Annotated in this window: 12 protein-coding genes; all 12 read right to left on the bottom strand. The window is 66.2% G+C overall.

The features are described from left to right. The coding region (locus tag QME84_07900; GenBank protein MDI6874188.1) for an NGG1p interacting factor NIF3 at positions 1 to 918 on the bottom strand (918 nt) is incomplete at its 3' end. 45 nt (positions 919 to 963) lie between these two features. Continuing rightward, positions 964 to 1356 carry a hypothetical protein gene (locus QME84_07905; GenBank protein ID MDI6874189.1) on the bottom strand — a complete coding sequence of 131 codons (393 nt, stop codon included), beginning with the start codon at positions 1354 to 1356 and terminating at the stop codon, positions 964 to 966. A 72-nt stretch (positions 1357 to 1428) separates the two neighbouring features. Next, positions 1429 to 3168 carry a DNA polymerase/3'-5' exonuclease PolX gene (gene polX, locus QME84_07910; protein ID MDI6874190.1) on the bottom strand — a complete coding sequence of 580 codons (1740 nt, stop codon included), beginning with the start codon at positions 3166 to 3168 and terminating at the stop codon, positions 1429 to 1431. An 81-nt stretch (positions 3169 to 3249) separates the two neighbouring features. Then, the gene (gene argH, locus QME84_07915; protein MDI6874191.1) at positions 3250 to 4644 is read right to left on the bottom strand and encodes an argininosuccinate lyase; all 1395 of its coding nucleotides are present in this window, start codon (positions 4642 to 4644) and stop codon (positions 3250 to 3252) included. Positions 4645 to 4866: 222 nt separating this feature from the next. Beyond that, positions 4867 to 6069 carry an argininosuccinate synthase gene (locus QME84_07920; GenBank protein ID MDI6874192.1) on the bottom strand — a complete coding sequence of 401 codons (1203 nt, stop codon included), beginning with the start codon at positions 6067 to 6069 and terminating at the stop codon, positions 4867 to 4869. A 162-nt stretch (positions 6070 to 6231) separates the two neighbouring features. Next, complete coding sequence (locus QME84_07925) at positions 6232 to 6681, bottom strand: arginine repressor (GenBank protein ID MDI6874193.1); 450 nt, start codon at positions 6679 to 6681, stop codon at positions 6232 to 6234. Between the two features lie 4 nt (positions 6682 to 6685). Beyond that, complete coding sequence (gene argF / locus QME84_07930; protein MDI6874194.1) at positions 6686 to 7615, bottom strand: ornithine carbamoyltransferase; 930 nt, start codon at positions 7613 to 7615, stop codon at positions 6686 to 6688. Next, positions 7612 to 8841, bottom strand: coding sequence for an acetylornithine transaminase (locus QME84_07935; protein MDI6874195.1), 1230 nt, complete (start codon positions 8839 to 8841; stop codon positions 7612 to 7614). Before QME84_07935 ends, argF begins: the two co-directional genes overlap by 4 nt. A gap of 77 nt (positions 8842 to 8918) precedes the next feature. After that, entirely contained in the window at positions 8919 to 9791 is an 873-nt protein-coding gene (gene argB / locus QME84_07940; GenBank protein ID MDI6874196.1) for an acetylglutamate kinase, read from the bottom strand. A 16-nt stretch (positions 9792 to 9807) separates the two neighbouring features. Next, on the bottom strand, positions 9808 to 10986 hold the full coding sequence (gene argJ / locus QME84_07945) for a bifunctional glutamate N-acetyltransferase/amino-acid acetyltransferase ArgJ (protein MDI6874197.1): 1179 nt from the start codon (positions 10984 to 10986) through the stop codon (positions 9808 to 9810). Between the two features lie 138 nt (positions 10987 to 11124). After that, positions 11125 to 12159 (bottom strand): N-acetyl-gamma-glutamyl-phosphate reductase, encoded by a 1035-nt coding sequence (gene argC, locus QME84_07950; GenBank protein MDI6874198.1) that lies wholly within the window; start codon positions 12157 to 12159, stop codon positions 11125 to 11127. Positions 12160 to 12235: 76 nt separating this feature from the next. Beyond that, positions 12236 to 13219 (bottom strand): DNA polymerase III subunit delta, encoded by a 984-nt coding sequence (gene holA, locus QME84_07955; protein MDI6874199.1) that lies wholly within the window; start codon positions 13217 to 13219, stop codon positions 12236 to 12238.

Below are 13219 nucleotides of genomic sequence, written 5' to 3' on the forward strand. Positions count from 1 at the left end.
GATGATGCGCACCCCCCTCTCCTCCAGCTTGTCCAGGATGAGGTTCATGCCCAGGGAATCGGAAACGATGTGCCCGGCGATGATCACGTTTATCTTCTGCCTTTCCGCCTCCTCGCGGTGCTTCTCGGAGTAATGCATGGCCACGATGGTCCCCACGCCGGCGGCCGCCAGCTTCTCCAGCACCTCCTGGGGGCCCTCGGTTCCTCCCGTCATGTCCACCATCACCTTGCCGGCGCGGTTCTCCTTCTTGCCCACGATGACCACCGGTCCCGCCTGGCTTTCCGCTGAGGCCTGGTACTCGGGGATCTCCAGGAGGATATCCACCACCTCGCCCACGGTGCGCGGCTTGCGCTTGGCGAAGAGCTCACCCAGGTAGGAATGGACCTGGTTGTCGGCCACGGTGTGCATGCTCATGAAGGGTATGCCCAGGAGGCGGGCGGCGTCCAGGGCCCGCTCGTGGTTGCGGGGGAGGAAGGCGCGGTAGATCTCCTGCATGCGCTTTCCTATGAGGGCCTCTCCGATGTTGATGGGCACGCCGTGGCGGTACCATTCGTCGGCCTGGAGGGCCATGACCTTGTCCAGGTTCACCAGCCCCTTCCCCTCCGGGTGGTGGCTTATGATGAGGTCCACGGGCTCCCCCTTCTCCCGCAGGCGGTCGGCAAGGAGGACCTCCGGCACCTCCATGTCGATGCCCACCAGGGCGCAGCGTACCTCCGTCTCCGGGTCCCCCACCAGGATGCGGGAGTCCGGAAATGGGTTCTCCAGGCTTTCCAGGTCGAAGAACCTCTTTTCCTTTTCCGGGAGCTTCTCGTACTTCTCCCGATTGGCGGCCAGTATCCTCTCGATCTCCTCCTTGCCGCGGGGGTCTTTTTCCATCCCCATCTTCACCGCCAGCTCGTAGATCTCCCTCAGCTTCAAGGCTTACCTCCTTGGTTCCACAACCTTTTCCGGTTCAGATCAGGTTCAGATAAACAACGTGCCCTGGTCCGCCTCCCTGTCCTCCTCCCGGGAGAGCACGCGCCGGATGCGGCCCACCAGGTCGTCGATGTCCAGGCCGCTCTCCTCCCGGATGCTCCTGCGGAGCATGGGCCCCACCCTCTCCATCTCGTGCAGTATCCTCTCCAGGAGCTCGAAGGCCATGGAGGCCTCCGCCTCCTCGCCGGAGACCACCATGTCCCGCAGGATGGTCTCCTCGGTGCGGGAGGCGATGACTGGCTCCTGCCGCCCCTCCACGTAGACGTAGGTGCGACGGGCCGGACCGCGTTCCTCCCCTATGGGCTCCAGGCCGATGATCTTGTCCGCCCGGTAATACTTGCCGTACCCCAGCGGAACGATGGCGTTCTTCCTAACCTCCATCTCCACCCCTTCCCCTCCTGCGACCGCTCCCGCGACCCGTCCGGCGGCCGTGCCGTCCACTACCCGGGTGCTCTATGCCTGCCTTTCGCGACCCGCCCACAGCCACCGGAGAAGCTCCTCGGGCTCTTTGGCGTTGAGGACGTGTTCCCGTCCCAGCCATCCCCTGCGGGCGGTGGCCACCCCGTAGAGCATGAAGGCCAGGTGTTCCCGGCGGTGGGCGTCGGTTCCCAGGGCAATCATCACCCCGCGGGAACGAGCCTCCATGAGGTTCTCGTCGTTCAGGTCCAGGCGGTCTGGAAAAGCGTTGAGCTCCAGGGCCGTCCCCGTCTCCGCCGCCGCCTCCATCACCGCCCGGAGGTCCACCTCGTAGGGCGGGCGCTGCCCGATAAGCCTTCCCGTGGGATGGGCGATTATCTTCACGTGGGGGTTGCGAATGGCCTCCAGGATACGCCTGGTCATCTGCTCCCTGGGCTGGCGAAATCCCCCGTGGATGGAGGCGATGACCACGTCAAGGCGGGAGAGGACCTCGGGGTCGTAGTCCACCTCCCCTCGGTTGCCCACGTTCAGTTCCGTCCCCGAGAGGAGCAGGACGGGGGAATCCTTCCTGGCATTCAGCCTCTTGATCTCCTCCACCTGCCGGAGCAGCCTTTCCCGGTCCAGCCCGTTGGCCACCTTGAGGTTCCCGGCGTGATCGGTGATGGCCAGGTAGCGGTATCCCAGGGCCTCCGCCGCCGCCCGCATCTCCAGGAGGTCGGCGGTCCCGTCGCTGGCCTCGGTGTGCACGTGCAGGTCTCCACGGATGTCCTCCAAGGTCACCAGGGTGGGGAGCCGGTGTTCCAGCGCCGCCTCCACCTCTCCCCGGTTCTCGCGCAGTTCCGGGGGCGGGCAGTCCATCCCCAGCTCCGCGTAGACCTCCTCCTCGTCGGCTCCCGCCAGCCGCCGGTTGTCCTTCACCCAGAACACGCCGTACTCGCTGACCTTCTTCCCCGCCTTCTTGGCGATCTCGCGCACCCTGACGTTGTGCGCCTTGGACCCGGTGAAGTACTGCAGAGCCGCCCCGTATTCCTCGGGAGCCACCACCCTGAGGTCCACCTGCAGCCCGTCGACGGTGCGTATAGAGCTCTTGGTATCGCCATGAAGGAGCACCCTCTCCACCAGCGGCAGGGAGCAGAAGGCTTCCATGACCTTTCCCGGTTCCCTCGAGGCGGCCAGGATGTCGATGTCCCCGATGGTCTCCTTCATGCGGCGCAGGCTCCCCGCGGGGCTCAGGGTAAGACCGGGTATCCTCTCCTGGAGGTGCCGGGATATCTCCTCCTGGACGCGGTGGGCCCGGTGGATGGGAAGCCGACCCGTGGTGGTCTGGAGGTGCCTGATGCCCTCCAGGATGTTCTGCTCCGCCTTGGGTCCCAGCCCGTGCAGCTCGGCCAGCTTGTGGGCTTCCGCCGCTTCCTTGAGCTCCTCGATGGTGCGCACTCCCAATTCGTCATATACCAGCCTGGCCCTCCTGGGGCCCAGGTTGGGGACCTGGAGGAGGGAGATGAGCTCCACGGGTATCTCCTCCTTGAGCTCCTCCAGCTTGGAGATGGTCCCGGTGCGCTTGAACTCCAGGATCTTCTTGGCTATACCTTCGCCTATCCCCTTGTACTTGCGGAGCTCCTTGATGTCCTCGGCCTTCAGGATCTCCTCGCCCACCTCCCTGACCACCTCGGCGGCCCGGTGGTAGGCGTTAACCTTGAAGCGCACCTCCCCCTTGATGTCCGAGAGCTCCGCCAGCTCCTCGAAGGCCCGGCTAAGCTCCTCCACCTTTCCCATGGAAACCACCCTCTCCGTCCCCGACTCGAGGACGCCCGCATGCGGGACGCCGCCCCGCGACCCTCCCGCGCCGCCACGCTCTCAGCGCGGAAGGCGCCGGCCCTCCACCTCCAGCCAGCTGCGCGCCTCCCTCAGGGCTTTCTCTACCCTCCCCGGGGAGGTGCCCCCCGGAAGGTCGCGTGCCTTTATGCATTCCTGGAGGGAGAGGCGCGGGTAGACGTCTTCCTCGATGCACGGCTCTATGGCCTGGAGGTCCTTCAGGGCAAGCTCCTCCAGGGGGATGCCTCCCCGGTCCAGGCAGAGCCTGACCGCCTTCCCCGCCGCCTCATGGGCATGGAGAAAGGGAACCCCTTTTTCCACCAGATAATCGGCCAGGTCAGTGGCGTTGAGATACCCCTCCGAGGCCGCCTCCTGCATCCTCTCCCGGTCGAACTCCGCCGTGCGCAGCGCCGCGGCGGTTATCTCCAGCATGGAGCGCAGTTGATCGGCGGCATCGAAAACGCCCTCCTTGTCCTCCTGGAGGTCCCGGTTGTAGGCCAGGGGCTGTCCCTTCAGCATCACCAACAGGGAAACCAGGTGGCCGATCATCCTTCCCGTCTTGCCCCTCAACAGCTCCGCCAGGTCAGGATTGGCCTTCTGGGGCATGATGGAGGAACCCGTGGTGTAGGCCTCGTCCAGCCGCAGGAAACCGAACCTGGGGTTCATCCATAGGACGATCTCCTCCGCCAGGCGGCTGAGGTGCACGGCGGTGAGGGCGGCCGCGTAGAGAAAGTCGGCCGCGAAGTCACGGTCGGAGACCGCGTCCATGGAATTGGCGGTGATTCCCCCGAATCCCAGCTCTTCGGCTAGCAGCCAGCGGTCCAGGGGATAGCCCACCCCGGCCAGTGCACCGCTCCCCAGGGGACAGCGGTCCATGCGGGACCTCGCCTGCGTGAAGCGCTCCACGTCCCGCTTGAACATCTCGAAATAGGCCAGCAGGTGGTGGGAGAGGAGGATGGGCTGGGCCGGCTGCAGGTGGGTGAAACCGGGCATGATCACCCCCAGGTTCTCCTCCGCCAGTTCCAGGAGCACCTCCATGAGATCGGCCAGCCGGTGGACGATCTCCGCCGTTTCCTCCATCAGGTAGAGTCGCAGGTCCGCCGCCACCTGGTCGTTGCGGCTGCGTGCGGTGCGCAGCTTGGCCCCCACCTCACCAAGTCTCTCCACCAGCACCCGCTCCACGGCGGTATGAACATCCTCGTCATCGGCGAAGGGGAAAGTCCCCTCCTCCGCCTCCCTGGCCATCTCCCTCAGGGCGGAGACCACCTTCTCATGCTCCTCGGGGGTGAGGACGCCGCATTCCCGCAGGGCCAGGGCGTGGGCCTCGGTTACTTTAAGATCCTGCTTGAGCAGGCGTGGGTCGAAGGCAAGGGAGGAGGTGAAACGGTGGACGATCTCCGCCGTGTCCTTGCTGAAACGACCTCCCCAGAGCTTCATGGCTTTTCATGCCCCCTTCCCAACCTCGGGGAGTGTTCTTCCCCCGGCATGTGGCGTGAAAAAAACCTTTTCTCGCCCCATTTATTTCCACCTCACAAGCGCCCCTTCCATTCCCCCCTTCCGCGGCGGTCCTCCTGCCCGGGCCGCCTCCGCCTCGCCCCCTTCCACCACCACGGTCGCATGTCCCACCCGCCCCGCTTCCTGAGCCAGGGCCCCTGCCGCCTAAAAGCCGGCCCTTTCCCGCCTCTTTCCCCATACCCGCAGCGGGAGACCCCACAACTCGACGAACCCTCGGCTGGAGGCATGGTCGAAGAGGTCGGAGCGATCGTAGGTGGCCAGGGAATAGTCGTACAGGGAATAGGGCGACTCGCGACCCACCACGGTGCAGGTTCCCTTGTACAGCTTCACCCTCACCTCGCCGGTCACCGCCCTCTGAGTCTCCTCCACGGCGGCGCAGAGGGCCGGGCGCAGGGGGTCGTGCCACAGCCCGTAATAGATGAGCTCCGCGAGCTTGGATTCCAGGATGGGCTTGAAGTGCTGCGTCTCCCGGGTCAGGGTCAAGGACTCCAGAGCCCGGTGGGCCTCGATGAGGATGGTGGCGGCCGGCGCCTCGTAGATTTCCCGCGATTTTATCCCCACCAAGCGGTTCTCGATCATGTCTATCCTGCCCACGCCGTGGGAGCCTCCCAGCCGGTTCAGCTCCATTATCAGGCCCACCAGCCCCATCTCCTCCCCCTCCAGGGAGACCGGCCTCCCTTCCCGGAAACCGATGGTCAGGTAGGCCGGTTCGTCGGGGGCCTCTTGCGGGGAGACCGTCCACTGGTAGGCGTCCTCGGGGGGCTCCACGCCGGGGTCCTCCAGGACACCCGCCTCGCAGCTCCGGCCCCACAGGTTCTCGTCCACCGAATAGGGGCTCTCCAGGGTTACCGGGACCGGGATGCCGTGCCGGCGGGCGTAGTCGATCTCCTCCTCCCGGGACATGTTCCACTCCCTCAGGGGAGCGATGATGCGGAGGTCGGGCCCCAGGGCCATGAAGGTGAGGTCGAAGCGCACCTGGTCGTTTCCCTTCCCCGTGCATCCGTGGGCCACCGCCGTAGCTCCCCGGCGCCTCGCCTCCTCCACCAGCACTGAGGCGATGAGGGGACGCGCCAGCGAGGTGGCCAGGGGGTACTTGCCCTCGTAGAGGGCGTTGGCCTTGAGGGCCGGGAGAACGTACTGCTCGGCGAAGACCTCCTTGAGATCCAGCGTGACCGCGTCCACCGCCCCCAGGCGCAGCGCCTTATCCCGCAAGGCGTTGAGGTCACCGGGCTGTCCCAGGTCGGCGGCCAGGGCCACCACTTCCAGGTCGTAGTTTTCCTGAAGCCAGCGGATGGCCACCGAGGTATCCAGCCCCCCCGAATAGGCCAGGATGACTTTCTCCTTCATAGGCACGTCCTTTCCGGATCCTTTCCTCATGAACACCCGCCGGGATTTCCGCTTCCGAGCACATCTTCAGAAGCACCCGGCTTCGGACCTTCTCGATGCCTGCCGGTCTCTATCCCCTCGTCCCCGCCCAGAAAATCATATCACCACCGGGGGTTCCGAGGCTTACGCCAGCCCCGCCTTCTCCCTCCATTCCCGGGCCAGGTCGGCGGCGCGGAATCCCTCCCTCACCACCACCAGGATAGTGTCGTCCCCGGCCACTGTCCCCGCCACCCCCTCGTGGCCCGCCCGGTCCATGATGACCGCCAGGGCATGGGCATTTCCGGCCGGGGTGCGCACCACCACCAGGTTCCCGCTGGGCTCCAGGGAGAGGGCATAGGTGCGGAGCCCCCTTTCCAGCTCCGCTTCCTCCCCTCGCAGACCCTCTCCCTCCGGCAAGGCGTAGCGCCCGCCGGGAAGGCGGATGATTCCCATCTCCCGGAGGTCCCTGGACACGGTGGACTGGTCCACCCTGACTCCCCGCTCGGAGAGCATTTCCACCAGTTCCCTCTGGCTGGAGGGGGGATGGAGGCGGATTAGCTCCCGGATGAGGTCCCGTCTCCTCCTGCGGTCCAAGGCCTCAATCCTCCTCCCCGACAAGGAGATGCAGGAGGGCGGCCTGGGCGTGCAAGCGGTTCTCGGCCTGGTCCCAAACCACGGAGCGCGGGCCGTCCAGCACCTCGTCGGTGATCTCCTGGCCCCGGTGAGCGGGAAGGCAGTGCATGACCACGGCCTCCGGGTCGGCGAGTCCCAGAAGCTCACCGTTGAGCTGGTAGGGTCGGAGGTCCCGCTCGCGACGGGCCTCCTCGCTCTGGCCCATGGACACCCAGACGTCGGTGTAGAGGACGTGGGCGCCCGAGGCTGCCTCCCGGGGATCACGGACGACCCGCACCGCTTCCTCTCCCGCCAGGGATCGTGCCCTGCGCAGGATCTCCTCATCCGGCTCGTATCCACCCGGGCAGGCGGCGGTGAAGACGATGCCCGCCAGGGCGCATCCCAGGGCCAGGGAGTTGGCCACGTTGTTACCGTCGCCCAGGTAGGTCAGCTTGAGTCCGGAGAATCCTCCGAACCTCTCCCGGATGGTGAGCAGGTCCGCCAGCACCTGGCAGGGATGCTCCAGGTCGGTGAGGGCGTTGATCACCGGGACCTCCGCCGCCTCCGCCAGCTCCTCTACCTCCCGGTGGGCGAAGGTGCGCAGGGTTATGGCCTGCACGTAGCGGGAGAGGACGCGCCCGGTGTCGGAAACCGTCTCTCCCCGGCCCAGCTGCATCTCCGAGGCATTCATGTTTATGGGATGGCCACCGAGGTGACGCACGGCGGCCTCGAAGGACACCCGGGTGCGCGTGGAGGGCTTCTGGAATATGAGGGCCACCAGCTTGCCTCGCAGGCTGGGGCGGACCTTGCCCGCCCGCAGGGCGCACTTGAACTCCGCGGCCTCCTCGAGGAGCAACAGCAGTTCCCCCGCCTCCAGGTCCGCCATGCTCAGGAAATCGCGGCCCTTGAGGCTCATCTCGCCACCCTCCCCTCTCCGGCCCCGCCACGCAGGAGCTCCCGCAACACCTCCACCAGGCCGTCCACCTCCCGGGTGGAGACGGTGAGCGGGGGGAGGAAGCGCAGGATGCGCTGTCCGATATTGTTCACCACGTAACCCCTCTCCAGGCACTCCTGCACCACGCGGCCGGCATCCATGTCCTCGAGCTCCACGGCCAGCATGAGACCCATGCCCCGGACCTCGACGATGCCGGGGACCTCGTCCTTCAGGCGCAGCAGCCTCTCCCGGAAATACCCGCCCACCCGCGCCGCATTCTCCACCAGTTGCTCCTCCTGGAGCACGGTGAGTACCGCCAGGGCCGCGGCGCAGGCCACCGGGTTACCGCCGAAGGTGCTGCCGTGGTCGCCGGGCTGGAATCCCCTGGCCACCTCCTCGGTGGCCAGCACCGCTCCCAGGGGAAGCCCACCCGCCAGACCCTTGGCCACCGTTATCACGTCGGGCAGGATACCGTAGTGTTGGTAGGCGAAGAGGGCCCCCGTCCTTCCCATGCCCGTCTGCACCTCGTCCAGGACGAGCAGGGCTCCCCTCTCCTCGCAGAGTTCACGCGCCCTCTTCAGGTAGGAAGGCTCCGCTACGTAGACCCCTCCCTCCCCCTGGATGGGCTCGAGGAGCACGGCGCAGGTGCTCTTGTCCACCGCCTCCTCCAGCGCCGCGGCGTCGTTGAAGGGCACGTGCACGAAACCCTCCGGAAGGGGCCGGAAGGGCTCCGCCTTCTCCGGTTGACCGGTGGCGGCAAGCGAGCCGTAGGTCCTCCCGTGGAAGGAACGCAGAGCGGAGACCACCTTGTAGCGGTCCTCCCCCCGCACCTCCCTCATGTACTTGCGTACCAGCTTGATGGCCGCCTCGTTGGCCTCCGTGCCGCTGTTGCAGAAAAAGACCCGATCGGCGAAGGTGCTGCGTACCAGCATCTCCGCCAGCTCCCCCTGGGGCCTGGTATGGTAAAGGTTGGAAACGTGTATCAGCTGGGAGGACTGGCGGGCCACGGCGGCGATGATCTCCCCGTGGCAGTGCCCGGCTATACAGGCCCCCAGCCCGGACACGAAGTCCACGTACTCCCGGCCCTCGTCGTCCCAGAGCCGGGTCCCGAAACCCCTGACGAAGAGCACGGGCATGCGCCGGTAGGTGCGCATGAAGAAACGCTCCTCCGCCTTCAGGGCCCTATCGAGGTTGTAATCGGAATTCATCTTTCCTCCCGCCTCACAAGCACCCGCCTGCCGGGCTCTCGCCGCCTTTCGGTGCCGTCACCCGATCCGCATCAACTTCAGGGCCGCACCATGGTCCCGATGCCGGCATCGGTGAAGAGCTCGAGCAGCAGGGCGTGCTCCACGGTCCCATTTATGATGTGGGCGCGGCGGACTCCCTCCCGCACCGCCTCCACGCAGCTCTGGAGCTTGGGGATCATGCCGCTGCCCAGAGTGCCCCCGCGCACCAGCTCCTCGGCCTCCTCCAGGCCGAGCTCCGGGATGAGGCTGCTCCGGTCCGCCAGGTCGCGGTAGATGCCGTCCACGTCGGTGAGGTAGATGAGCTTGTCTGCCTTGAGGGCGGAGGCTAGGGCTCCCGCCACCAGGTCGGCGTTGATGTTGTAGCTCTGCCCCTTCTCGTCCACCCCTATGCTGGCCACCACGGGGATGAACTCCTCCCGGATGAGGTTGTCCAGGATGCGCGGGTTCACCGCCTTCACTTCCCCCACGAAACCCAGATCCGTCTCCCCTCCCTCCCCCACGTGACGGCGCTTGACGGCCTGGATAAGGTTGCCGTCCTCCCCCGACAGGCCCACAGCCAGGGTGCCGTGTCCGTTGATAAGGGAAACGATCTCCTTGTTCACCTTCCCCACCAGGACCATCTTGGCCACCTCCATGGCGGCGGCGTCGGTCACCCGGTGGCCGTCCACGAAACGGACCTGCAGTCCCAGCCTCTCCATGTAATGCGTGATCTGGGGCCCCCCGCCGTGCACGATGATGGGGTTGATGCCCACGTAGCGCATGAGCACAATGTCCGAGGCGAAAAGCTCCTTGAGGGCTTCGCTCTCCATGGCTTTGCCCCCGAACTTCACCACCACCGTGCGGCCGTAATACTCCTTTATATAGGGAAGGGCCTCCATGAGCACCTTGGCCTTGCGCTTCGCCGCCTCCATCTCCCCTCCTCAGGTATCAGGTATGGTATTCCGCATTGATGCGCACGTATTCGTAACTCAGGTCGCATGTCCAGACCTCGGCCTCCCCCCTGCCCCGGCCCAGGCTTATCTCCAGGTCCACCCGGGGGGAGGACATTACCTTCCTAAGCGCACCTTCCTCCACGTCCACCGGTCCGCCTCCCCGGGCCACAGGAAGGCCCCCGAAGCGTACCTCCACCCCCGCCGCATCCAGTTCGGGAAGGGAGGCTCCCAGGGCCTGCACCACCCGGCCCCAGTTGGCGTCCCCGCCGAAGAAGGCCGTTTTAACCAGGGGGGAATCCGCAACCGCGCGGGCCGCCGCCTCCGCCTCCGCGTCGTCCTCGGCCTCCCGCACGCGGACGGTTATGAACCTGGTGGCTCCCTCGCCGTCCTCCACTATCAGGCGAGCCAGGCGGGAGCACAGGGGAAGGAGGGCCTCCTCCAACTCCTCGCCTCCCACCCTTCGCCCGGAGAGCCCGCTGGCCATTGCCACCACCATGTCGTTGGTGCTGGTGCAGCCATCCACCGTGATGCGGTTGAAGGTGCGGTCCACCACCCGGCGCAGGGCCCGGGAGAGTTCCCAGGTCTCCACCCGGGCGTCGGTAGTGATGAAGGCCAGCATGGTAGCCATGCGGGGACTGATCATGCCCGCCCCCTTGGCCATGCCTCCCACCCGGAAGCCGTCCGCCTCCAGGGACCACTGCTTGGGAAAGGTGTCCGTGGTCATGATAGCCTCCGCCGCCCGGCCGGCACCCTCCCGGCTGAGGGAGGTGGCCGCCTCGGAGATGCCCTTTCTCACCTTCTCCATGTCCAGGTAACACCCGATGACCCCGGTTGAGGCCACCGCCACCTCCCGTGCCGGTATTCCCAGCTCCCGGGCCGCCGTCCCGGCCATGTCCCGGGCGTCCTCCAGGCCCCTCCGGCCGGTCCAGGCGTTGGCGTTGCCGCTGTTGGCCACCACCGCCCGCAGGCTTCCTCCCCGCAGGTTCTCCATGGTGACCAGGACCGGGGCGGCCCGGAAGGCGTTGGTGGTGAAGACCCCGGCCGCCGAACAGCTGACCTCCGAGGATATGAGACACAGGTCCGGCTTGCCGCTCTCCTTCAGGCCGCAGGCCACCCCCGCGGCCGCGAAACCGAGGGGCGCGCACACGCCGCCCATTATCTCCGTAGATGTCATCCTTCGTCTCCTTTACCTTTATAAAGTCTCCCGTCTCCTTCGAAAACGGGCATTTCCGCAACCACCGGAAACGGCAACCTCCATACCCCGGTTCCCCGACGGGTCCGCTCGACCCTTGTCCGGCACCCCGCCATCCTCTCAGGGGAAGATGCCCGGATCCTCCAGGCCCAGGGACTCCTCCCAGCCCATCATGATGTTCATGCACTGCACCGCCTGACCGGAGGCCCCTTTCACCAGGTTGTCGATGGCCGACGCCACCACCAGCACTCCCCTCTCGCGGTCCAGGTGCCACCCGAGGTGGCAGTAATTGCTCCCCGAAACGCACTTGGTCTCCGGGAAACGCCCCTCCCCGAGGAGGACCACGAAACGGGACCCGGCATAGAAGTCCTCGTAGGTCCCGGCGACCTCCCGCGGGTTCACCTCGGTCCCCACGGACAGGTAACAGGTGGCCAGGATGCCACGGCTCATGGGCACCAGGTGGGGTACGAAATTAACCCTCACCGGCCGGGAGGAGAGCTCCGTGAGCCGGCCCTCGATCTCCGGCGTGTGGCGGTGGGAGCCCACCGCATAGGGCTTCACGCTCTCGTCGGCCTGGGCGAAATGGGAGGAGAGGGAAAGGGTCCTCCCCGCCCCGGAAACCCCCGACTTGGCATCGATGACGCATCCCTCCAGGGGATAGCCGCGCAGGGCCAGGGGTCCCAGAGCCAGCAGGGCGGCGGTGGGGTAACACCCGGGCACGGCCACCAGCCGGGCCTCCCGAATGCCCGTGGAGTAGAACTCGGGCAGGCCGTATACCGCCTGGGAAAGAAGGTCCGGGGAGCCGTGTTCCTTCCCGTACCAGCGGGCGTACTCCCGGGCATCGGTCAGCCTGTAATCCGCGGAGAGGTCCACCACCCTGGCCCCGCCCTCCAGAAGGGACGGCACCACCTCCATGGCCTCCCCATGGGGAAGGGCGACGAAGTGGAGCTCCGCTTCCTCAAGCGCCTCCTGCGGCCGGAAGGAGCGAAACCTCATGCCCCGGTAGGCATGCAGGTGAGGGTAGAGCTCATCCACTTCCTTTCCCGCATAAGTATGCGCGGTCACATAAGCCACCTCCACTCTGGGGTGGCGGAAAAGCAGGCGCATGAGCTCCGCACCGGTGTACCCGGAAGCGCCTATAATGCCTACCTTCATGCGGACACCTCTTCGTCCTCCGACGAGTTACTCACAACATTATGCCTAATTATGCATAATTTTGCATTTCTGTCAATCAGGATCCGGCCGAAGCCAGGCGGATTACCGTCCCGGTCAGGGCGTCCTCCGGCTCCGCGCGCCCCGTCTTGAGGTCCCGTTCCGCCTCCATCAGGGCGGCCAGGGACCGGCGGAGGCCTTCCTCCCCCAGCCGTGAGGCCTGGGGCCGGAGGCGGGAGCTAAGCGTCCACTCCATGCTCGCCGGCATCTTCAGTTCCACGGCGATCTCCCGGTCGGACAGACCGTCGTCCCGCAGGGCCTTGTAGTGGAGCAGGCGTAGATAGTGACGGGAAAGGGCGTAGAGGACCCGGTTGGGGTCCTCTCCCTGCCTCAACAGGCGGCGCAGTATCTTCAGGGCCTGGTCCGTGTCCCCCAGCATCACCCGGTCGGTCAGCTCGTAGACCGCTTTCTCCGCCGAGGGCATCACCAGGGCCACCACTTCCTCCAGCTCCACGGGCCGGTCGCCCTGGTGAAAAAGGGATATCTTCTCCACCGCCGCTTCCAGGGCCATGAGATCCTCGCCCACCATCTCCAGGAGATAAGGTATGGCCCTGCCGTTCACCCGCAGCCCCCGCGCTTCGAAGCGGGACTTTATCCACAGTGGAAACTCGCGGCGGGATATGGCCGCCTCCCTCACCGCGGCCTTTTCCCGGCAGGCCTTGATAAGGGGAGCGTTCTTCTTCAGACCTGAGGCCAGGATTATAAGAACCGCGCTCTCCGGGGGACGATCCAGGAAGGAGGAAAGCCGTTTCACCTCCCCCGGGGTGAGCCGCTGGGCCTCCTTTATGACCACGTACCTCCACCCGCCGGCCAGGGGAAGGGTCTCCGCGGCGGCCAGGGCTTCCTCCAGGCCATCCTCGCCCATGCGGAAGACGTCGAGGTTGAATTCCAGCTCCGGATGGTTACGGGAAGCCTTTTCCAGGATCTTCCTGAGCTCATCCTCCAGGAGGAGGGGTTGTTCCCCGTGAATGAGAACGGCCCGGGCCCGTTTTCCCTCGCCCAA

The sequence above is a fragment of the Actinomycetota bacterium genome (assembly GCA_030019255.1).
GTDB lineage: Bacteria > Actinomycetota > Geothermincolia > Geothermincolales > RBG-13-55-18 > Solincola_A.